Origin of the sequence: Scytonema hankhaensis NUACC26 (assembly GCF_045865695.1) — a bacterium.
GTDB lineage: Bacteria > Cyanobacteriota > Cyanobacteriia > Cyanobacteriales > Nostocaceae > Scytonema.
In genome coordinates, this window is record NZ_BAACAP010000254.1 from 116,330 (window position 1) to 138,839 (window position 22,510).

A 22,510-nucleotide genomic window follows, 5' to 3' on the forward strand; every position below is an offset into this window, starting at 1 on the left:
AAAATTCGGGTATGGGGTGCGAGCGCTGGTTGTAGCGCTCGCTCCTTATGCCAAGGCAAACACCGCTAAAACTTCTAGTCTCTAGAAAGTTTATCAGCAAAGCGAGTCGTTTCTGGCAAACGATACTTTGTGGTACAACGCAACACATAATCAATTGCTGTAGGTAAACTCACTCTATGACCGCTAGAAACATACACGGGTTTAACTCCTGTACGAGTTCGTAAAACAGCTCCCACTGTATCTCCTTTATGTATTAATGGTTGCCAACTTCCTTGTGTTTCTGGTAAGTCTTCATGCTTTCCGATGAGTAATGATTTTGCGACACCAATAGTAGGTATATCTATAATTAAGCCCAAATGACAAGCTATCCCAAACCTACGAGGATGAGCGATTCCCTGTCCATCACACAGAATAATATCTGGTGTTGTTTGAATTTTTTCCAAAGCGTCTAAAACGGCGGGTATTTCGCGAAAAGAGAGGAAGCCGGGAATATAAGGAAACGTTGTAGGACGGCGTGCAATGCTTGTCTCCTGTAATTGCAAATCGGGAAAACTCAGTACCGCCACAGCCGCACGGCTAATTGCACCATCTTCTTCAAAACCCATATCAACACCAGCAACGTATTGCAAAGGTTGCTTCAGATTATCTTCTGTAATCACTTCTAACTGGAGTTGTTCTTGTATTTTTATCGCTTCATCTACTGTAGTAGGCCAAGGATGACGTTGAGAAATCTTCATAATTTAAAACTTCAGTTTATAAATTTAAATTTCATAAATGCGATGGTTCGGCGTGTATCTATATTAAAGAGTTTTACTCCTTGAGTAAACTCAGATAACAAAATCACCTTATGGGTCGGTTGTGTCTACTCTACAGGTGCTTGATTTATTAGAATCTTTTAACAGTATGCAGAACATTAGCAGACAAGTCTCCAGTAGCGATAATTTTAGATTAGGTTTTTCCTTAGCAGGAGGTGTATTTGTCTTACTGCTAGCGATAATTTTCCGTCCCTTCACAATTGTAAATGCAGGTGAGAGGGGCGTTGTTATGAACTTTGGTAAAGTTCAAGAGCAGGTGTTAGATGAAGGTATTCATCCTATAATGCCAATTGTGACAACAGTTAAAACGCTGAGTGTGAGAGTTCGGCAAAATACTTTTCATGCTGATGCTGCTTCCAAAGATCTACAGAAAGTCACAACGGAACTTGCGGTGAATTGGCATATCGATCCAACACGAGTTAATAAAGTCTATCAACAAGTTGGTGATGAAGAACAAATTATTACAGGGATAATCACTCCTGCGGTTTCTGAAGTGTTGAAAGCAGCAACATCAAAAAAGACAGCAGAAGAAATTATTATTATCAGAACTCAATTGAAAGAAGAAATTGATAATCATCTAAAAGAACGTCTTTCTGCTTACGGTTTGATAGTTGATGACATATCTTTAGTAAATTTTGCATTTTCTCCTGAGTTTAGTAAGGCTATTGAAGCAAAGCAAATAGCCGAACAAGAAGCTAAACAAGCAGAATTTATTGCTAAGAAAGCCACTCAAGAAGCCCAAGCAGATGTGAATCGTGCTAAGGGTCAAGCAGAAGCACAAAGATTACAAAGACAAACTTTGACTCCAGAATTGTTACAAAAGCAGGCAATAGAAAAATGGGATGGACGGTTTCCAACTGTGATAAGTGGTAATGGGACTTTACCTCTCATCAATATTAGTCCTGAAAGTTTAGCAGGTAAGAAAGAGTAGAGTTTTGTATCTGTTTCATTCCCAGGCATAACCTGGGAACGAGGGAAGATGAAGTGTCAAAGAATTTAGCAACTTCTCTATTTCACTATCAGATAAATCTGGTATTTTTAGAATTTTCTCTACTTTATTAAAGTTCCATTGCATCGACTTATAGTAAGTTGGATCGTAGTGGAACTTTAACATATCTTCTACAAATGACTCCCACTGTTGGGTATCAATCAAATGATACCATTCACGGATTTTTTCTTTGCTATAACGAGATTTTAGCTTTTCTAGTTTTTCTTTTAAAAAATCTGGGTGTGTTGTTAGATGTGGATATTCTTGCAAGAGATAGCTAATTCTTGTGGATAAAGGAACCTGAATTTCCGCACAACTCGCCTGTTTCATCTTGTTCCATAAGGATAGGGGTAAATAAATTTGTCCGATTTTGTTACTTTCTGATTCTACCCAAACTGTTTCCGCAGGGTTGAAGCTTTGTAGTTGTTGCAGTAGCAAAGATTCAAAATATTTTTGAGAGGGTTGAGGTGAGGGTTGATTATCCCATTCTTCTCCAAGTAAGGAACCTCGGTGATTTGCCAAAGCTTCCAAGTCTAAAACTTGAAACCCACTACAGCGCATTTTGCGTAAAATATGCGTTTTGCCACTACCCGTTAAACCACACAAGATGCGATAGGTAAATTTTTCTGGTAATTTTTCTAATTGGTCGCGAACATAAGCGCGGTATGTTTTGTAACCCCCCTCAATCAGGGTAACGCGCCAACCAATTTGTGTGAGTACTAAAGCCATACTGTTGGAACGCTGTCCGCCTCGCCAGCAGTAGATTAAGGGATGGTAATCTTTTCCTTTTGCTTGAAAATGCTGACTTAGATGCTGAGAAATATTTTTGGAAACTAAAGCCGCACCAATTTTTCGAGCAGTGAAGGGATTATCTTGTTTGTATACTGTTCCTACTCGAGCGCGTTCTGCATCATTTAGTACTGGCAAATTAATCGCATTAGGTATGCGGTCTTCCGTATATTCACTCGGCGAGCGGACATCAATGATTTCACTGTAAGTTTCTGTCCAAGGTTGTTTGGTGTATATAGGTAAAGGTGGCATTCAACAATTGTAAATTGAGATTCAAGTTTGGAGCTACTAGATACTCGCTTTTTTAGCTTAATCGGGCAGAAGCCCTATCCAAGGCGGTTTTAATCATCTCCCAGAGTACCAGATTGCCACTCTAGGTATTTTGCTTTTGAGGCTGAAGCCCTTGATGTCCCGTGGTTTCTGACTGTTTTTTTTCTCAGATTGTAACTACCTTTGTAATTGGTTAATAACTTCGCTATTACTAGACTCAAAACTATCAGAAACCCTACTAAAACTTGGTTTTCAATTATAGCGGTTTTTAATTGGGTACAATATATAAAAAAGTTATGGAACCGCAGATGAACGCAGACGAACGCAGATAAATCTTTACTTCATTTAAGTGAAAACCCGCCCGATACCGTGCATCGCGATAAAACAGGCTATGAATAAAAATAGTACCAAACCGCTTAATTTATTTGAGTATGAAAAGTTAGCTGTTGAGTGCTTATCTCAAATGGCTTTGGACTATTATGCTAGTGGTGCTTGGGATGAAGTGACTTTAAGAGATAACCGGACGGCTTTTGAACGATATAAGCTTCGTCCGCGAATCTTGGTAGATGTGAGTAAGCGCAATTTCGCAACTCAAATCTTGGGTCAACCCATACTCATGCCTCTCCTCATTGCTCCTATGGCTTTTCAATGTCTTGCTTGTCCTGAAGGAGAAATTGCCACAGCAAGAGCGGCTCGCTCCTCTGGTGTTGGCATGGTGTTAAGTACTCTTTCAACAAAAAGTATAGAGGAAGTTGCGGATAGTTGTCACTCTTTTGATACGGCTTCAGACGTTAAGCCAGAGGCTTATCGCCCTGCTCTCCAATGGTTCCAACTTTACATTCACAAAGACAGAGGACTGACTCGCGCTTTGGTAGAAAGAGCTTACACTGCTGGGTATAAAGCTCTTTGCTTGACTGTGGATGCGCCTGTCCTGGGGCGTCGAGAACGAGACAGACACAATGAGTTTGTTCTACCACAAGGTTTGCAATTGGCTAATTTGGTTAATATGTCTGGGCTGAATATTCCCTATCAAGCAGGAGAGTCTGGTTTATTTACTTATTTTGCTCAGCAATTAGACCCTGCTGTCACTTGGAAAGATTTAGATTGGTTGCAGTCTTTATCTCCTCTACCTTTGGCGATCAAAGGAATTTTACGGGGAGACGATGCTGCACGTGCAGTAGAATATGGAGCGAAGGCAATTGTTGTTTCCAACCACGGCGGGCGTCAATTAGATGGTGCGATCGCTTCTTTAGATGCTTTAGCAGAAGTCGTCAAAGCAGTGGATGGTCGTGCTGAAATATTAATTGATGGAGGAATTCGCAGAGGGACTGATATTTTAAAAGCTCTAGCATTAGGAGCCAAAGCTGTGCTTGTAGGTCGTCCTATCTTGTGGGGATTAGCGGTAGCTGGAGAAGCAGGTGTTGCTCGTGTTATCGATTTGTTAAAAGATGAATTAGATGTCGCTATGGCATTAAGTGGTTGTGCAAGTGTGGAGGATATAGATAATACTATTTTGACAGCGACTGGGAATAAATCGACAACTGAATGAACTCTACCTCAAGGAACTCATAGCAACTCCTTCAGAAAGATGCGATCGCCATACAACATCCGGTATCTATTAGTTTGGGAGGCAAGCACTTCATCACATCTCAGGAGATTAATAGATGAACTGGCGGGATATTTGGGCGCTGCTTAAAGAAACATACAAAGAATGGAGTGATGATAAGGCGTCTAGATTAGCAGCTGCCCTATCTTACTACACAATTTTTTCCATTGCTCCATTACTCATTATTGTAATTGCCATCGCCGGAGTAGTCCTTGGCGAAGAAGCAGCCAGAGGAGCGATTAGCAATCAACTTCAAGGTTTAATCGGTCAAGCTGGGGCAGAAGTTATTCAAACAGCCATAGAAAACGCTAGCCAGCCTCAAACTGGGACTATCGCTTCTCTTATCAGTATCGTTGTCCTTATATTTGGTGCTACTGGTTTATTTAGCGAATTACAAGATTCCCTCAACACTATTTGGGAAGTACAGCCAAAACCAGGACGTGCTATTAAAACCATGGTTCGCAAGCGCTTTGCATCGTTTGCAATGGTGATCGCCATCGGATTTTTATTGCTTGTTTCCTTAGTCTTGAGTGCCGTTCTAGCAGGTATAGTAAATTATTTCAGTAATTTACTTCCTGGGATCGATTTTATCTGGCAAATAGTTAATTTTGTTCTGGGTTTTGTTGTCACCACGATATTATTTGGACTTATTTTTAAAGTTCTGCCAGATGTTAAAATAACATGGAATGATGTTATAATCGGTGCTGCTCTCACCTCACTACTCTTTTCTATTGGTAGGTATCTTTTAGGTCAGTACTTAGGAAACGGTAGTTTTGGCTCGACTTATGGTGCTGCTGGTTCATTGGTTGTTATTTTAGCTTGGGTTAACTATGCAGCTCAAATTCTCTTTTTTGGTGCTGAATTTACCCAAGTTTATGCTAGAAAATATGGTTCCCGTATTGTTCCAGATAAGCACGCTATGCCTCTGACGGAAAGAGCGCGTCGCGAGCAAGGAATGAAACCGGAAGGGAACGATCGGGTACTCACTAGAAAACCAAATAGCGATCGCAAATCGCTACCCAAACTAGCCAATAAGTTATTGCGAAATCTCACGCCATCCAAGCGTATAAAAAGGAGAAAAGACCGCTAAAAATTTGAAACTTGATGGCAAATATTTAAACTATAGTAGACCTATGAGAAAAAGCAAAAAATTGATTCATAATTCAAATACCCCACTTTCAAGCCTAGACACTCCTTGGTCACTGGTCACTGGTGAGTCCAGCGCTGCAGGCGGGTCTCACGCCGTAGGCGACTGGCGAACCCGTAAGGGTCACTGGTAACTGCCAAATGGGTTTTCGGTTTAATACTTCTTTTTTATCCAGCCTCCGAACTCGCTCAATTCTCCTTGTGTTGCTAGCGGTGATTCCAGCATTGGGACTTATCCTTTACACGAGTTCCGTGCAGCGTCGAAGTGCAGCCACCGATGCAAAGGAAAATTTACTCCGCTTGGCTAAATTCACTGCAGCTAACCAGGAACAAGCAAGTGTTGGTATACGCCAACTCCTAATTGCTCTGTCTCAATTACCAGAAGTACGGAATGGTAACAAAGAGGAATGCGATCGCTTACTAGCTAACTTACTCAAGCAGTACCGTGCTTATGCAGGTTTTGGTGTGCTTGATATTAATGGTAATGTCATTTGTAGTGCTCCCATAGCAAAGGAATCTGTAAGCGCTGTAGATCGCTCTTACTTTCGTATCGCTCGTGACACTCGTAATTTTGCTGTTGGGGAATATCAAATCGGTCGAGCGACAAAGAAGGCATCCATCAACTTTAGTTATCCGGTTTTAGACAAAGCAGGAAAAGTTAAAGCTGTAGTCTTTGCAGCTGTAGATCTCCCTTGGATAAATAAATTGGCAGTGGAAGCAGAGTTACCAAAAGGATCGGTCTTAACTGTAAGCGATCGCAATGGTACTGTATTAGTACGCTATCCCAATCCGCAAAATTTCGTTGGGCTGCCTTCCGAGCATAAAACTATCGAACTTGTTTTAAAACAAAAAGAAGGCACAACAGAAGCGCGAGGACTTGATGGCATTGAGCGACTTTATGCCTTCACTTCTGTCAAGAGTACTTCTGCTAGCCCAGATATATTTATTAGGATTGGCATTCCCAAAGCTGTTGCCTTTGCGGAAGCAGATCGACTTTTAGCCCTTAACGTAGTTAGCTTGGCAGCTGTGACGATTCTTGCTCTAGTTGCTGCTTGGGTTGGAGGAGATGTCTTTCTCATCCGCAAAATTAAGTCACTTGTCCAGACAACCGAGCAACTTCGTCAAGGTAAAATGAGCGCACGAACTCATATTGCTCGCGATTTAGGAGAACTCGGTCAACTTGCTCGTGCTTTTGATGAAATGGCAGAAACGCTCGAAATACGAGAGCAAGCGATCGTCAAACTCAATCAAGATTTGCAGCATCGGATTTATGAATTGCAAACACTGTTTGAAGTTAATCTCAAAACAGAAGCAGCTTTAAAAGCAAGTGAAGTACGCTTGCGGCTTGCCATCGAAGGTGGTGAAATAGGAACTTGGGATTTTGACGTTACCTCTGGTAAAATTCTGTGGTCAGACAGATGCAAAATTATGGCAGGATTAGCATCGGATGCGGAAACAAATTATACAGACTTTATTAATGCCATTCATCCTGAAGATCGATCGCAAATTAATATAGCAGTAGAGCGCTCGCTTGCTGAAGATGAAGATTACGATGTTGAGACGCGAATCCAACGCAAAGACGGAGCTTTGCGTTGGATTCGCTCTATTGGTCGTGTTTATCGCGATCGAGAAGGTAAACCCGTTCACATGGCAGGTGTTGCCTTTGATACTACCGAGCGCAAGCTAGCAGAACAACAAAAAGAGCAACTGCTAGAAATGGAACGAGCAGCACGGGAGGAAGCAGAAAGAGCAAATCGTATCAAAGATGAGTTTTTGGCAGTTTTGTCTCATGAATTGCGCTCGCCCCTCAACCCAATTTTAGGATGGACAAAACTATTGCGATCGCGCAAGTTTGACGAACAAGCAACAAATCGGGCATTGGAAACTATTGAGCGGAATGCCAAATTACAAACTCAACTGATAGAAGACTTGTTAGATGTTTCGCGTATTTTACGAGGCAAACTGGTTTTAAATGCAAGTCCGGTTGATTTAGTCACAGTTATTCAAGGTGCATTAGAAACTGTCCGGTTATCAGCCGAAGCAAAAGGTATTGAGATTCAAACTACACTAAACTCTGAATTAGGGAAAGTCTCAGGCAATTCAAGTCGCTTGCAGCAAATAGTTTGGAACTTGCTATCTAATGCAATTAAATTTACTCCGTCTGGAGGAAAAGTAGAAGTTCGGTTAGAAAAAGTTGATACTTACGCTCAGATTCAAGTGAAAGACACGGGTAAAGGCATCAACCCGCAATTTCTCCCTCACGTATTTGAATACTTTTTACAGGAAGATAGTACAACAACACGGAAATTTGGTGGGCTGGGATTGGGATTAGCCATTGTTCGGCATCTAACAGAATTGCATGGTGGCACAGTTTTTGCAGAAAGTCCAGGAGAAGATCTTGGAGCAACTTTCACAGTCAGATTACCTCTTTTAGTAGGGAGTAGGGAGTGGGGAGTAGAGAGTGGGGAAAAATCAGTTCGCTCACAACTAACAACTTTATCTGGTTTGCACATTCTAGTAGTAGACGATGAAGCTGATATGCGAGAGTTGGTACGTGAAATTCTTACACAGGCTGGGGCAGAGGTGAAAGTTGTCGCATCAGCAGCAGAGGCATTGTTGGCACTTGACGATCTAATGGTAAATATTTTGGTAAGTGATATTGGGATGCCACAGGTTGATGGTTATATGCTTATACGTCAAGTGAGAAATCGACCCCCACAGCAGGGAGGGCAAATCCCGGCAATTGCCCTGACTGCTTATGCAGGCGAAATGAACCAACAGCAAGCTCTCGCGGCTGGATTTCAACAACACATTTCTAAACCTGTCGATCCAGAAGAACTTGTTCGAGCGATCGTAAAATTAACTTATTCAGATTCCTCTTGATTTTCCTGCAACAAATTATGTTCTAACAGTTTCAGGACTCCTACCTCTTCTGGTCGTAAAGAATGGGGTGAATCTGAGTTGTACTCTGTTGATGCATTTTCTAAAAATGGGAATAAGGAATTGTCCATATAAGCATCAATGACTACAGGATGAACGTAATATTTACGACAGGTTGCGGGACGATTGCCAAGATGTTCTGCTACATTTTTGATGCCTTGAGTCACATTCTTCTTAGCTTGTGTTTGTGATGTGACTTGCCCCATATTGTAAAACTCCTGAGCTGCTAAAACAGTACCAGCCCAAGTCCGAAAATCTTTGGCGGTAAACTCTAAACCAGTGACTTCACGGAGATAGTCGTTGATATCGCTAGAGTCAATGGGTTGGCGGTGTCCTTCTTCGTCTAAGTACTGAAACAATTCTTGTCCGGGAATATCTTGGCAGCTTTTAACGATTTTTGCTAAACGGCGATCGCTCAATTCAATATCATGTTCCACACCGCTTTTTCCTCGGAATTTAAATCGGATTGTCGAACCAGAAATATCGACATGGCGATCGCGCATTGTTGTTAAGCCAAAAGATTTATTCGTTTGAGCATACTCCTCATTCCCAACACGAATTCTTGTAACTTCTAAAAGTTTTACAACCGTTGCCAATACCTTTTGTCGTGGAATACCCTTAAGCCTCATATCCTCATCAACCCGCTTGCGGATCTTGGGCAAAGATTCTCCAAAAACAATCGTGCGATTAAACTTCGTTTGACTGCGCGTTTGTCGCCAATTTTTATGATATCGGTACTGCTTTCGTCCTTTTGCATCGCGTCCTGTCGCTTGTAAATGCCCGTTAGATAAGGGACAAATCCAAACTTCAGACCAAGCCGGGGGTATGACAAGAGATTTAAAGCGGCTTAACTCCTGTTTGTCACAAATTTCATTACCATTGGTGTCCATATAACAAAATTCGTCGCCTACTCGTTGACGCTGAATTCCTGGAACATCATCGCTAACGTAGCGCAACCCTACTATTTTTGCCGATTGAGTCGGGTCAATTTGAAGCGCTGCTTCAACAACATTTTCAATAACTTCCTTCTGAAGCACGGATTCCATACGTGAAAAAATACCTGTTTTAGGATGAGCGATCGTACAACAAACTAAATGTATATTTTTAAACTTAACCAATTCCTGTCTAATGAAAATCTATAGAAAAGTAGAGTTATGGTAATTATGTCTCTTTCCCAGTCCCTAGTCCGCGATCGCCAGTCCCCAATCGCCAGTCCCCAATCGCCAGTCCCTACTTCCAAGACAAAAAATTTAGAAATATATCCTGTTTGCTTGTTAATGCCATTGAAGACCGTTATATCTTAATTTCCTCATTGTCTTCACTTCAAGAGCCGTTATGAACTACGTACACTAGAGCGAATGAATTCTTTTTTATACTAAACCATGCATTTGTGTAACTCATTGCTCTGTTAGCTATAGAAGCCAATTTGAGGATTGCTCTACTTTTTTCTGAGGTTCTTTTACATGTGTAGTTTGTTTCGCTGCTCATCAGCTAGCAGTTTACTATTAGCCTTTGGAATGGCAGTTGTTACAGCATCTCCCGTTGTGATGTCGATCCCAATTTCAGCGCAAAATGCTGTTCCTACTCTACTGACTTCAACATCAAAAACTACTTTTTCTGACATTAAAGCCAATTATTGGGCGCGTCCATTTATTCAAGCCATAGTTGAGAGAAATATTATAGATGGCTTTGCGGATGGGACTTTTAGACCCGATCGACCTGTAAAACGTGCGGAATTTGCGGTTATGCTTCAAAAAGCTTTCGAGCAAAAGCGAGTTCGGCAGTTAAATGCAGGAGGTTTTAAAGATGTTCCTCCCAATTACTGGGCTGCTTCTGCAATTAAAGAAGCATACGAAACAGGATTTATGCCGGGATATCCAGCCAACTTGTTTCTTCCCAAACAGCAAGTTGGTAAGTTTGAAGCCATTGCTGCTTTGGCAAATGGTTTGGGTTTGACAGCAACTGCACCTGCTTCTAATATTCTCAATGGATCTTATACTGACGCTCCAATCATTCCTAACTATGCTGCTGATGCTGTAGCAGCAGCAACACAAGCGAACTTAGTTGTTAACTATCCCAATGTTAAGAAACTCGATCCGCTAGAACCTCTGACTCGTGCCTCAGCAGCAGCGCTTTTATACCAAGCCTTAGTTTGGCAAGAACGAGTAGAACCACTTCCTAGCAATCTTAAGACTGCCAATTATATAGTTGCTGATGTCAACCAAAATAATCAAACTCCTAATGATGTCGTGACTGTTACCGCATCTGATAGTTCGTTTTCAATTCTAAGCTCTTTGTTGAAGACAGCAGGTTTAGCAGTCATTCTGCAACATCCAAACAATTCTATGACAATTTTTGCTCCAACTGATGAGGCGTTTGCTAATTTGCCTAAAGGTACTTTAGAGTGGTTGCAGCAACCAGAGAATAGAGAAACTCTTATTCGAGTTTTGACATATCACGTGGTTCCTCGGAAACGTCAAGTCAGCGAACTTTCTGAAGGAAAATTAAAAACTTTTGCAGGCAAAGCTGTTAATATTCAAGTAAATTCTCTTACGCATCAAACGACAGTGAATAATGCAAAAATTCTTCAGTCTAATATTCAAGCAAGTAACGGAATTATTCATGCTATCAATCAAGTTTTGATTCCACCTAATATTAATTTGAGTAAAAAATAACCTCGACGAATGGAATTCGCGTATATACAGGTAAGACCTACATAGTTAGGTTTTATACCATTTTCCCAAAATTAGGCTACAGATGGAAAAAGATTCGTAGTTGCGCTTCAGCGTATGCGGCAACAATGTGTAGCATTAATTGAGAGAATTAGTATTACTCCTTTTTTGCCCTAAAATTAACGATTTTAGTAGGGTGGGTGCCCACCAAAGCACGAATGGTGGGCACCCACCCTACCTGTTTAGGTAAACTTCCGGTGGGAAGGGAATAGCTCAAAAGTTACCAGTAGAGAAGGTTTATCTACTAAGCCAAATTGAGTTGGATCTTCGTCTTCTAAATGCAAAGCGACTGCCTCACGAAGATTCTGAACAACTTCATCCAGAGTATCTCCCTGAGTTACAACGGAGACTTCTAGACATTCTGCTATGTATCCGTGCTGTTCACCTGGATGAATGATTGCTCTAATGTTCTGCTTCAACTCCATAAGTCATCTTAAAAAGACAAAAGGTTCATTAAATTATTGAAATTAGTCCCAATAAACGCAAGTATTATCAACGGGGTCAGAAAGTTATGAGTCTTATTTTATCTCAACTTGAAGCACTAGTGTAAAACCGTAGTGCGAACCGCCAGAACCTTGTGGAGATAAAAAACAGTACGAGTGCCAAGACTCCTGCTGCAAGCATGCCAGATATTTGGCTTCTTCCAAGCATAGCTTCTGCTGGTATGGTTGTTAAAAAAGCAACTGGAACTACAAAGGTAAAGAAAAAGCGAAAAGCTGTAGGATAGGCTACCATTGGATATCTACCAGCTTCTAGCAAACCTCTCAAGACCTCAGTAACGTTATAAATTTTGACAAACCAAATACTAGTTGCCCCTAGCATAAACCACAGACTATAAAGAATAACAAAACCAGAGAATAGGGGAATTGCGCTCTTAAGATAATCGTTTATTCCCAAACCGAGTTGTTGTCCGGCATAACCAATGATGATGCTGCCAAAAATAACATCTGGCAATCCCCAAGGGGATACGGTGTGAGTGGAAAGCCAGAATTGACTGCGAATCGGTTTTAGCAGTACAAAATCTAGCGTTCCTTCTTGTACGTGGCGGACAATTCTGTTCAAATTTGGAGCGAGAAAGGTTGCTGAAAAGCCTTGGAGTAAAGTAAAAATTCCTAAGACTAGTAAAGCGGCTTCCCAAGACCAACCAGCAAAGCGGTAGCCATTTCTATAAAATAGAAACAGTCCGAAGAGACTACCCACCATGTTACCTAAGCTACTCAGCGCTGCTAAGAGGAAGTTAATGCGGTACTCTAATTCAGCTGCTATAGCAGCACTCCAAAATAATGTTAGTACTCTTAGGTATTTGTTTATCATCTAGAAAATGGGGAACTCGGGGTCCCCTCTGGGGATAAGGGGTAATGGTGATTGGCGATTGGGGACTAGGAAAGAGATATTTTTGTATTTAGTTGTGGGATTTTCCGTGAATGACTAACATATTATAAAATATGAGGTAAGTTTGGATCGTCAGGCTCTCTTTCTTGGAAAGCTTCCTCAAAAACTTCTTTCAATAAAATCAGTCCTTCTTCTATTTGCAGAATTTGTTTTTCCGAAAGATGTTTGAGGAGATCGGCAATATGAGTGCGAGTTTGTTCGCGGGCTTGTTGAAGGTGATGGTTTCCTGCTTCAGTGAGCTTCAGCACAATCCGTCGTCGTTCTTGAGGATGGTCGTTACGATGTACGTAAGCACGTTGTACGAGCCGTTCTACGGTTGCTGATGCTGTAGCGCGAGTGACTCCTAAGTGTTCGGCTAAATCGGAAAGCGAAGCACCGGGGTTGCGATCGAGAAATGCTAGCGTCCGAAATTGAGGAACGGATAATGTTGTAGAGCCTTGAGCACGCATATCCGCTCGAATTGCTCTCATCACTAATGGAATTGTCTCCATTACCTTAGCAGCACATTCTTGAGAAGTTGTTTTTTGAGAAGTTGTTTTTTGAGCAGTTTTCTTTAAACCCATCTGAATTACTAATTTTCCCTAGCGCATCAATATATCATCATTTATATTTGTACCGATACTTTTTCGCTAACGATTCCCAACACACGTTAACAAATACTCAAGCTAAGATTTTCTCTTAGCCAGGGCGTATCAACCAATGCACGAAGGAAAATCCCTCGCGCACCATTTAAATCTCTGTCCATGATGTGACCTGTGGATGGGGATTTAATGATTTTAGATCTACCAATTTTTACTATTTCACCAGTCCAACTAACTGTTTTTGATGTGTACGCTTCATTTACATCTAACACTATCTTGTTCTGTTCAAATGCTTTATGCTTAATAAATTGTTTGAACTGGTAGTGAGATAGTGTTAACATTTGGCGTACAGACTTCGATCTGATTCTACGTTTTCCTTTCTTTGACATTTGAGATGTTTCAAAAGTTGGAAGTAAAATTACATCAAAGTTGTCAACCAAGAACTTAGCTGATTTTTTCTGGAGTTCAGACACTAAGTTTTTTATCTTGGCTCTCATACGGTTAGCCGCTTTTTTTAAGCTTCTTTTTAGTTGTCCGGTAGATTTAGAAATAGCGCTACACAATCCATCTAACTTAAAGCAAAGTTTTTGAATTTTGATATTAGCGTTTTTACCTAACCAACCAAATGAAGACTCGGAGTAAAATGTCAAAAATGTTCGGATACCTGGGTCTAAAGCTACAACACGTCCGCCAGTTTGCTCAACGGGGGGAACCCTCCGCAGTTGCTCCTCTTGGGCAAAGCCCAAGACCGCACTGCTCTCCGCACGCAACTCGCTCCCTTGGTTCTCGGTTTCTAGTTGTAGACTTTCTTCTGGTGAGTCCAGCCCTGTAGAAAGGTCTCCTTTCGTAGGGGACTGGCGTTCGCGTTCGCGGAGCATGCGCTTTGCGCTTAGCGTGTGCCTTGCACATACCCGAAAGGGAAGAGTCAGATAGTAGTCACCATCAGCGCATACTAAACGACAATCACCAAACTCTTTAGGAAGAGATTCGGTATACTTAATCCCCCCTAAAATTGTGTGATAAATTCCTTTCTCTGTGACAGCAGATTTTGGAATATAGCACGATTGTTTCTGAGCTTTTCTAGACTTAAACTTAAATGAGGAAACAATCCCCGTGTTTTTATATTTAAGCTTGGTATTGCTTACCGCTTTACAAGCATCCTTGATAGCTATTGATTTAATTTGATAAGGCGTATCTTTACACCAGTCAGGTAAATTATTTAAAATCCCTCCTTTTATTGCTTTCCAATTAGCTTTGATAACGCCATCTCTTAATAACTCAAGCGCTTGATTGTAAACGAAACGGCTAACACCAAACCATTGTTTAATCAATATCTTTTGTTCCGAGGTTAGTCTTAGATAAATCTTCCTTGATTTTTTTGGAATACTTTCTAAGTCCGTGCATTCTACAACTGAAGACGTGAAGGATTGAGAGTAAATCTTGGGTAAGCTCTGATTCGGGGCAGTGTAGAGTTTGGTCGAGAACCACGATTTGTCCACCGTTTTGCTCGACCATGAACTGAAAAAGCTCAAATCCAAACCTTGCAAGCCTGTCACTACAGGCAACGACAAGTGTGAACTTATCTCCACGCATAAGGCGTTCCAATAAGGACTGCAAACCTTTGCGCTTAAAGTTGATACCTGACCCAATGTCTCTGATAATTTCTGCTGTTGGGTAGAGGGATTGCATATACACGACTTGTCTTTCAAGATCGTCTCGTTGTTTTGAAGAAGAGACTCGGCAGTAGCAAATAGTGGAGCCACCTCCGTGCGCGGGTTCCCCGCGTTGAGGAGAGTGGCGTGTAGTTCGAGTTGAATCGCCACGGGTGTAGCTTTCAACGTCGTAGAGTCTTTGTCCTGCCGAGTTTTTGATGCTTTTGATTTTGCCTTCATCTGCGTACTTCCTCAAAGTATTAGGGTGCAATCCCAGAAATTCGACCGCTTTTCTGAGTGGTATGTATGGCATCCCTTCATGTTAGCATACTTTAAGGAAAGTGAGCAAATATTAGCAAAATCCTAACTAGTTAATTACCTCCACTCTAGCAATAACCTTTTCTTAACGGGAGACTTCCCACACCTCACCTAAAGTTATATGAAACTCCAGGACGAGGTGGTTCTTTCAAACTACTACCTGTGGATACAGTCGTCCGGCAATAACAGTCAAGACAACAGCCGCAAATAACAGAACACCAAAATCTAATGCGTATCCGTATGCGCTCGTACCGTTTAGCAGCATTGCACCTCTTAACGCATCAACTTGATAGGTTAACGGATTAAGGAATGATATGAGTTGTAACCATTTTGGCATAAGTGAAATCGGGTAAATGGCATTGCTAGCAAAAAATAATGGCATGGTTATTAACTGACCGATACCTGTAAAACGTTCTCGCGATTTTACTAGACAAGCAATTATTATGGACAAGTTTGAGAAACACATTGCCCCCAAAACGACAATGAGTATAACTTCTAATAGATAAAGGGGATGAAAATTCAATTGGACACCAAGTAGGGATGCTAGCCCGTAAATAATGATGGCTTGAGGGATGCTTCGCACTCCACAGGATAATGCTTTTCCCAGTACCAAGGCTACGCGGGGAGTTGGACTAGCGAGGAATTTGTGAACTACCCCTAAGTCTCTCTCCCAAATTATTGCCATTCCACCTGTAAAAATTGCCATGAATAATACGCTCTGTGCTAGTATCCCGGCAGTCATAAAGTCTAGGTATGGTAAACCACCAGTAGGAATGGCACGAAGACGGTTAAATACTTGCCCAAAAATTAAAAGCCACAAAGTTGGTTGTGCTGTTCGTAAAAATATGTCGGTAGGATCGTGTATTAGCTTGCGGACTTCTAGCTCAACAAGAATGATTGTTTTGTCGATGAGTTCTAAAGTTGCTGCCAGAAAATTTCCCGAATGAGTATATTTTCGATTAGCCCAATCGGCGGGCAGTCCGTCTAATTTTTGATGTCTCATGGTAGCTTCCTCCTGATGTTAGTCGATCGCCTGTGTGGTAAATAAACACGTCATCTAAAGTTGCATTGCTCTTGTTTAAAGCAGCTTTTAGGTCTGTTGGCGTACCCCTCACAACTATCTGCCCTTGATGCATTATGGCTACGCGATCGCACAAATTATCGGCTTCTTCTAAAAAATGGGTGGTTAAAAGTACAGTCGTACCGTAATTTTCTTGGAGTTCTTGAACGAGTTCCCAAACTTGACTCCGGGCTATGGGGTCTAATCCTACTGTTGGTTCGTCAAGAAATAAAACTTGAGGTTGATGCAGAATGGACTGAGCAATCTCTAGCTTGCGAATCATTCCTCCAGAATAATTTCTGACAAGTCTGTGGGCTACATCTTGCAAACCCATAAACGTCAGTACGTCTTTGATGAAATACTCCCTTTTGCTTCGGGGAATGTCATACAACTTGGCAAAAATCAATAAGTTTTCATAACCCGTTAAACTACCATCAGCAGAAAGGGCTTGAGGAACGTAACCAATGACACGCCTCACTAATGGTGCTTGTCGAGCTACATCAAATCCTGCGATCGCAGCTTGTCCCGATGTTGGGGGTAGTAAAGTTGTCAGCATCTTAATCACCGTACTCTTTCCCGCACCATTCGGTCCTAGCAGCCCAAACACCTCACCTGCTTCAACAGTAAAGCTCAAGCGATCGACTGCGATAAACTTCCCAAACTTGCGTGTCAAAGCACAGACTTCTAAAGCTATGTTTTGCTCGGTTAGAGACGGTTGCCATCGCTCTGTTCTCCCTATCAGTTCAGCCACAAATGAGATTTCCTATTTTAGTTAGTTTATCTAACAATTAGTATTACATATTTTTTGTTCAACAAAAAGTTGTGTTCGGTAAAATTATGCGTTGAATATTCAGAATAGGGCAGGCGAGGACGCCTACCCCACAAGAATTATTCCCTTTCCGCTCTAAAATTACCGATTGTAGGGTGGGCACTGCCCACCAATAGCGAACCCTAAGTAGCTAGGCGCAAATAAACCGAATTATGTTACAAAATGTGAATATATAAAATCCTTACCAAGAACGAATGACAAACGATTAATAACGCTCCTCACGAGTTAACTTTAATTGTGCTGACTTACTTATTTAGTCCAATGAAAATTAGAAAATTAACAAAACATGATGCAGAAGATTATAGGAATATCAGATTAGACGCTTTATATAACAATCCAGATTCCTTTGGCACAATGTATCATGAAGAAGTCATGATGACAATAGATAACTTTAAGGAGAGAATCCCAGTAGATGACAATAGCTTTATCTTAGGTTGCTCTGAGGATGAAGAATTAATTGGAATCGTTGGAATTTATCAAGAATCAAGAATAAAAGTTAGGCATAAAGCATATATTCGCTCTCTATATGTTCGACAAGAATATAGAGGAAAAGGTATAGGTAAATTACTCCTGAATGAATTGATTGAAAGAGCCAAGGCTATGAATGGGATAGAAATATTATTACTTGACGTGGTTACAAATAATATCTCAGCAAAACAACTTTATTTATCATTTGGCTTTCAAATATATGGAAGAGAGAAAATGGCTTATAAGTGTAACAATCAGTATTTTGATATGGAATCTATGTCTTTACAGATTAAATAAGGCGATAAAAATCATCATCATGCTCTTCATACTACCTTGGCAAAAAATCTTTTTGAGATAGAATTTTATAAACATGCCTGTATGTAAGACTCCTATTTGATTTGTGAAATACAACTAGGATGGGCATTCCCACCACCACTTCTAAAAAATAATCCACTCCAACGAGCAATGGTTTCAATTGCTACATCTTTAGCTATGGTGTACTTTCTTAAAAACTAAAGCTATAAATGTGTAATCATAATACCAATGAATCGGCTTATCTAAGCAGACTGGAATATTTGTATTTCCTTCTAAAACTAAATTATGTGCTTTAGCTAAAATAATTAATTCTTCTATTTCTTTTCTAGAAAAAATCTTCCAATCTAGACCGAACGGTTTGATAAACTTATCAATTTCAATATTTTCTTCCCAATAATCGGTTGTGATAAATAGTAAGCTATCTACTTTCAATAACCTCGAAACCTCGGCAAAAAATGCAGGTAAATTTACACCATGCTCGATTGTAGAAAGTGCAATTGTAATATCGCATGAATTACTATTAAATGGAGTTTTGATAATATCTCCTTCGTATAGAGTATAGGCTGTACTCTTTCTATCGGGAAGAATTTTTAAATCAATTCCGTAAAGATTTTGGAAACCTAGAGCCGAAAGAAAATTGAGCGTGCAGCATTCTCCACATCCTAAATCAATGATGAGAGACTGTCTATCTTTATTAGCAATAACTTCAGAAATAAGTAAATGATCCCAGTTTTTATAAACATCAAAATGCTGTGGTAAACCTTTTTGCTGAATCTCTTGGCTAGCTACCTGAATTTCTTGTTGGTTTTGAAGTACTTTAATCACTTGTTAATAGTTGTTGTAACAACACTGTTACTTTATTGTACTGGAATTTCTGTTTTACTCAAGCATTACTTACACTATAGCAATCCTACTTACTCCCTTCCCACGGGAGCATCCCTACGAGTGCAAAATTACCCTCAGAATAGAATTCTCTTGCTATACAAACCAAGTCCGCCTACGCGGACTTATTAGTCCACGTTCGCGAAGCGTGCACGAAGTGCATAGGTGGACTAAGTTTGTATAGCTGCGATTTCAATCGCTCTTGGTGTTTGTTCCTGTGCCTCATTCATGCAGTTTTGAAATATTGTCATTTAGGATTGTAGCAGTTTTTGGTAAATATTTAGATGCGATCGCGCAATATTAGACCACGTGAAGTTTTGAATAAAAGCACGACCAAGATGGCTTAGATGCTGGCGTTTTTCAGGAGAATTTAGCAATTGACAAAGAGCATTTGCCAAAGCATCAATATTGCGTGGAGGAATGAGGCATACTGGATGGTTGTCTGGGAGAGGGGTAGGATGTTGGGTGGCAATAACTGGCAAACCATGAGCTAATAAAGTCAGAAGCGAACCGCTTTTCATAGTCATGCCATGATTAAAGGGAAGTACTCCAATATCGCATCCAGAAAGATATTTAGAAGCACTTTCAGCGTCTAAATAGCCTGTAAGATAGACTTTAGTATTTAAATTGAGTTCTGCAATAAGAGCGTGGAGTTTATCCCAATAACGTTTTGCTTCATCTCCCCGCAAAGCTAAACTTTCTACACCACCTATTAGTAATAGTCGTGCTTGTGGATGAGTTTCAAGACTTTTTTGAAATGCTAGTAAAAGGGTCTCTATTCCTTTAACTGGGTGAAGAAAACCAAAGAAGGCAATAACAATATTATCAATTGTAAAATTATATTTTTTGCGTAATAGTTCCTGTGCTTTATTGCGAGCGATAGGAAAAACATCGACATTAGCAGCAATGGGAATATTTGATACGCGATTGTTTAATTGTGGTAGCCGTTTGTGGATAACTGCTTCTGCTTCAGCATTGGTGACAATCAGTGTATCGCTTAAAGTGAGTAAAAATCCATCTTCTCTATCCCAAAAACCATGTTGCTGTCCCCACATTTTGAACCATTCTAGAAATTGTGGCGGTATACCTTTGGGTTGCCACTCCCACCAGCCGTATTCGTGGATAGTTGTTACAATTGGTTTGCGATATCCAGTGGCTTTCAAAAGTAATGGCAAAAGAAAGATAGAACGTTCAAAACCGTATGTACCTGCGGCATGTTGAATGTGTAAAATGTCAGTAGGTATTATATGTAGCGATCGCACTAAAGGTAACAGATCGGTTAATTGCCAATCATTAACGACACCCTTAACTTCAGGTTCTCCGACTTCTTTTGCAGCTGCATGAGTCGTTAAGACAACAGACTGAACTTCTAACTTATTCAGGGCATTTCGCAAACAATCTGTATAGTGAGCTACACCGCATCGTTCGGGTTTATAAGTACCAGCAATAATAGCAATCATCTGTTTGTTGTTAGTAGTTAGTTAGTAGGGGTGCAAGGCATTGCGCCCGTATATAGTGGCCACTGGTCACTGGTCACTGGTCACTGGTCACTGGTCACTGGTCATTTCTATCAATTTCAGTCCTGTGGCGACGACTTCCTCTAATGGGATATCAAGACATTCGAGATTATAAGGACAGGTAAAGGCATAGCAAGGACTACACGGAGTGGGACGACGAAGCAACCAGGATGTGCCGTTACGGGGCTGCCACTGTGACTCAAGTTCAGTTCCTGCAAACATGACAACTGTTGGCGTGCGAGTCGCATCGGCTATATGCATTGTTGACGTGTTATTGGTCAGTACTAACTTTGCGTTGGCAATGAGTGCTGCTAGTTGAGGTAATGTGGTTTTGCCAATCAAGTTAACTGCGCGATCGCCTAATGTTTCAAGTAATGACTTACTTTTGGGGAGATCTTTTTCTACACCTGTTACTACCACAGGCATTTGCGTTACTTCTACAAGCTGACGTGCAGCAATAGCAAAGCGTTGAGAGTCATAATTTCGGGATTGACAACTTGTCCAAGGATTGAGGAGGAGGTAATTGGGGATTGGCGATTGGGGGTTGGCGATTGGGGATTGGGAATTTTCTTTCCCAGTCCCCAGTCCCCAGTCCCCAATCCCTAACAAAAGAGATAAAGCTTCTTGTCGTGCTATTTCTGAAATATCAATGCAAAGACTTCGGTTTTGTACTTCAAACCCTGCTTGTTCAATTAATCTTAAATTTCGTTCTACTTGATGAACTTCATCAGATATGGATGGAACTTCTAGTGTCAATACACCATTTCCGACTTCCTTGGATTCACCTATTCGTATTGGAATACCAGCTAAGTAACAGAGAAATCCTGCTGGATGTGGGCTTTGACTAAAACTCGTAAAAATAATAGCTGCATCAAATTTGCTATTTTGCAGCCTTTTGACTAATTCCCACTCTCTTGTGGGGTCAAAGTCCAATTTGCCTAAATCTTGCCATAGGACTCGCCAAGGTAAGACTTCATCTACCCATGGTAATAATTCTGCTGCTAGCGCCCCGCCGGGACTTGCCATAAGTGTGAGATGGCATTGTGGCAAATTTTCTTTGATAGCTTGCAATGCTGGGCTGGTCATGATGACATCGCCAATGTTGTCTAATCGCATGACTAGTATGTTCTGCCACTCTTGGAGTTTTGGTTTGTGAACCGCAGATGCACGCAGATGGACGCTGATATCAGATTGTAATTTGTCTGTACAGTTCATAGTTTAAATAATTTCTTCCACAACTGTTAAAACTTCGTCTACAGAGATACCTTCCATACAACTTCGCCAACCTTTATCTAAAGGGCATACGCCACTATACCAACATTCTTGTACTGTAAAATTACTGATATTACGTTCGGGACACTCTGGGTATCCTTGTAAGTTTATATGAGGTGATGGTTGCCCGTAACGACCGTGCCAAGAGGGACCAAATAAAGTGATGGTCAACACGTTTAATGCGGCTGCAATCCTCGCAGGGCCAGTGTCGGAAGCAATGACTAAATCTCCACAGGCTAAAGTAGCTGCAAAATCTCGTAATTTTCCTCTTGGAAAAATTTGTGCTTCTCCTCCAATGCCTTTAGCAATCGCTAATGCTTGTTGTTCATTGGAACCAACTGGAACGACTACAGTTGCATTCCAACGTTGCTGCAGAATTTGACCTAATGTTATAAAATTTACATCAGACCATTGTTTGATTGGCATTCCCGCATCCGGGCAGAAAAAGACTAAAGGACGACGGACATTAACGAATTGCTGTTGTGCTTTACTGATTTCTTCAGAAGTTAAATAAAGTTGTGTGGGTTTAACAGCATTTGCTTCGATCGCACCTTCTGCTTGTAGAATTTTAACAAAGCGATCGCCGACTCTTTCATCTGGTGGAGGTTGTCGCCACAAATTTGTCACTTTTTGCGATGCATTACTATTGAAAATAACTTTGTCTATATCTTCATAATTAGTGTCAGAAACAATCAAATCAAAAGTTTCATGAGTGAGTAATTCAATAACCAATTGTTTGGCTTTATGACGTTCTGCACAAAGAACCCGCTTAATGAGTGGATCGTTTTTTAGTAATTCATTGCCTGGAGGGAAAGTTAAAACTGTGAGTTCAGCTTCTGGGTAAGTTAGCGCTAAGCTATGAATTGCACTAAGCGCAATAACAACATCTCCAATACCACCTAGTAACTCGATAAATAGAATTTTTTGCATATAAGATT

Annotated in this window: 21 protein-coding genes; 7 read left to right on the top strand and 14 right to left on the bottom strand. The window is 40.8% G+C overall.

Annotation, left to right across the window (positions count from 1 at the left end):
• Window positions 1–74 precede the first annotated feature (74 nt).
• Window positions 75–737 (bottom strand): deoxyribonuclease V, encoded by a 663-nt coding sequence (gene nfi, locus ACKTT2_RS50840; RefSeq protein WP_407900740.1) that lies wholly within the window; start codon window positions 735–737, stop codon window positions 75–77.
• Window positions 738–903: 166 nt separating this feature from the next.
• On the opposite strand from nfi, the gene ACKTT2_RS50845 reads away from it, so the two are divergent.
• Window positions 904–1,746 (top strand): prohibitin family protein, encoded by an 843-nt coding sequence (locus ACKTT2_RS50845; protein WP_407900741.1) that lies wholly within the window; start codon window positions 904–906, stop codon window positions 1,744–1,746.
• 15 nt (window positions 1,747–1,761) lie between these two features.
• Here the strand turns inward: ACKTT2_RS50845 and mnmH are convergent, their stop codons facing one another.
• Complete coding sequence (mnmH, locus tag ACKTT2_RS50850; protein WP_407900742.1) at window positions 1,762–2,844, bottom strand: tRNA 2-selenouridine(34) synthase MnmH; 1,083 nt, start codon at window positions 2,842–2,844, stop codon at window positions 1,762–1,764.
• Between the two features lie 409 nt (window positions 2,845–3,253).
• Here mnmH and ACKTT2_RS50855 point away from each other — a divergent pair, with 409 nt between their 5' ends.
• From ACKTT2_RS50855 to ACKTT2_RS50865, 3 genes are all read left to right on the top strand, one after another.
• Window positions 3,254–4,411, top strand: coding sequence for an alpha-hydroxy acid oxidase (locus tag ACKTT2_RS50855; protein WP_407900743.1), 1,158 nt, complete (start codon window positions 3,254–3,256; stop codon window positions 4,409–4,411).
• Between the two features lie 115 nt (window positions 4,412–4,526).
• Complete coding sequence (locus tag ACKTT2_RS50860) at window positions 4,527–5,558, top strand: YihY/virulence factor BrkB family protein (protein WP_407900744.1); 1,032 nt, start codon at window positions 4,527–4,529, stop codon at window positions 5,556–5,558.
• A gap of 197 nt (window positions 5,559–5,755) precedes the next feature.
• The gene (locus ACKTT2_RS50865; RefSeq protein ID WP_407900745.1) at window positions 5,756–8,497 is read left to right on the top strand and encodes an ATP-binding protein; all 2,742 of its coding nucleotides are present in this window, start codon (window positions 5,756–5,758) and stop codon (window positions 8,495–8,497) included.
• Here the strand turns inward: ACKTT2_RS50865 and ACKTT2_RS50870 are convergent.
• Window positions 8,479–9,672 (bottom strand): DNA topoisomerase IB, encoded by a 1,194-nt coding sequence (locus ACKTT2_RS50870; RefSeq protein ID WP_407900746.1) that lies wholly within the window; start codon window positions 9,670–9,672, stop codon window positions 8,479–8,481. The two genes, ACKTT2_RS50865 and ACKTT2_RS50870, sit on opposite strands and share 19 nt — an antisense overlap.
• 45 nt (window positions 9,673–9,717) lie before the next feature.
• Here ACKTT2_RS50870 and ACKTT2_RS50875 point away from each other — a divergent pair, with 45 nt between their 5' ends.
• Both ACKTT2_RS50875 and ACKTT2_RS50880 read left to right on the top strand, forming a co-directional pair.
• Entirely contained in the window at window positions 9,718–9,858 is a 141-nt protein-coding gene (locus ACKTT2_RS50875) for a hypothetical protein (protein WP_407900747.1), read from the top strand.
• A gap of 159 nt (window positions 9,859–10,017) precedes the next feature.
• Window positions 10,018–11,229, top strand: coding sequence for a fasciclin domain-containing protein (locus tag ACKTT2_RS50880; RefSeq protein ID WP_407900748.1), 1,212 nt, complete (start codon window positions 10,018–10,020; stop codon window positions 11,227–11,229).
• Between the two features lie 239 nt (window positions 11,230–11,468).
• On the opposite strand, the gene ACKTT2_RS50885 is transcribed toward ACKTT2_RS50880, so the two are convergent.
• The 7 genes from ACKTT2_RS50885 to ACKTT2_RS50915 form a co-directional block, all read right to left on the bottom strand.
• A complete protein-coding gene (locus ACKTT2_RS50885; protein ID WP_407900749.1) occupies window positions 11,469–11,711 on the bottom strand; it encodes a type II toxin-antitoxin system HicB family antitoxin in 243 nt (80 codons plus the stop codon).
• 103 nt (window positions 11,712–11,814) lie between these two features.
• Window positions 11,815–12,597 (bottom strand): ABC transporter permease, encoded by a 783-nt coding sequence (locus ACKTT2_RS50890; RefSeq protein WP_407900820.1) that lies wholly within the window; start codon window positions 12,595–12,597, stop codon window positions 11,815–11,817.
• A 125-nt stretch (window positions 12,598–12,722) separates the two neighbouring features.
• A complete protein-coding gene (locus ACKTT2_RS50895; protein WP_407900750.1) occupies window positions 12,723–13,241 on the bottom strand; it encodes a MarR family winged helix-turn-helix transcriptional regulator in 519 nt (172 codons plus the stop codon).
• Window positions 13,242–13,327: 86 nt separating this feature from the next.
• Entirely contained in the window at window positions 13,328–14,590 is a 1,263-nt protein-coding gene (locus tag ACKTT2_RS50900) for a zinc ribbon domain-containing protein (RefSeq protein ID WP_407900751.1), read from the bottom strand.
• On the bottom strand, window positions 14,583–15,224 hold the full coding sequence (locus ACKTT2_RS50905) for an IS607 family transposase (RefSeq protein WP_407900752.1): 642 nt from the start codon (window positions 15,222–15,224) through the stop codon (window positions 14,583–14,585). The genes ACKTT2_RS50900 and ACKTT2_RS50905 overlap by 8 nt, the downstream gene beginning before the upstream one ends.
• A gap of 153 nt (window positions 15,225–15,377) precedes the next feature.
• Window positions 15,378–16,232, bottom strand: coding sequence for an ABC transporter permease (locus ACKTT2_RS50910; RefSeq protein WP_407900753.1), 855 nt, complete (start codon window positions 16,230–16,232; stop codon window positions 15,378–15,380).
• Window positions 16,189–17,040 (bottom strand): ATP-binding cassette domain-containing protein, encoded by an 852-nt coding sequence (locus tag ACKTT2_RS50915; RefSeq protein WP_407900754.1) that lies wholly within the window; start codon window positions 17,038–17,040, stop codon window positions 16,189–16,191. The genes ACKTT2_RS50910 and ACKTT2_RS50915 overlap by 44 nt, the downstream gene beginning before the upstream one ends.
• A gap of 339 nt (window positions 17,041–17,379) precedes the next feature.
• Between ACKTT2_RS50915 and ACKTT2_RS50920 the strand changes: the two genes are divergently transcribed.
• A complete protein-coding gene (locus ACKTT2_RS50920; RefSeq protein WP_407900755.1) occupies window positions 17,380–17,883 on the top strand; it encodes a GNAT family N-acetyltransferase in 504 nt (167 codons plus the stop codon).
• A gap of 189 nt (window positions 17,884–18,072) precedes the next feature.
• Here the strand turns inward: ACKTT2_RS50920 and ACKTT2_RS50925 are convergent, their stop codons facing one another.
• The 4 genes from ACKTT2_RS50925 to ACKTT2_RS50940 all read right to left on the bottom strand — a co-directional run bounded on the left by ACKTT2_RS50925 (window position 18,073) and on the right by ACKTT2_RS50940 (window position 22,502).
• Window positions 18,073–18,726, bottom strand: coding sequence for a class I SAM-dependent methyltransferase (locus ACKTT2_RS50925; RefSeq protein WP_407900756.1), 654 nt, complete (start codon window positions 18,724–18,726; stop codon window positions 18,073–18,075).
• 308 nt (window positions 18,727–19,034) lie between these two features.
• Window positions 19,035–20,243: a glycosyltransferase gene (locus ACKTT2_RS50930; protein ID WP_407900757.1), complete on the bottom strand. Its 1,209-nt coding sequence runs from the start codon at window positions 20,241–20,243 to the stop codon at window positions 19,035–19,037.
• An 87-nt stretch (window positions 20,244–20,330) separates the two neighbouring features.
• The gene (locus tag ACKTT2_RS50935; protein ID WP_407900758.1) at window positions 20,331–21,515 is read right to left on the bottom strand and encodes a glycosyltransferase family 9 protein; all 1,185 of its coding nucleotides are present in this window, start codon (window positions 21,513–21,515) and stop codon (window positions 20,331–20,333) included.
• Window positions 21,516–21,518: 3 nt separating this feature from the next.
• The gene (locus tag ACKTT2_RS50940; RefSeq protein WP_407900759.1) at window positions 21,519–22,502 is read right to left on the bottom strand and encodes a glycosyltransferase family 9 protein; all 984 of its coding nucleotides are present in this window, start codon (window positions 22,500–22,502) and stop codon (window positions 21,519–21,521) included.
• Between the last annotated feature and the right edge of the window lie 8 nt (window positions 22,503–22,510).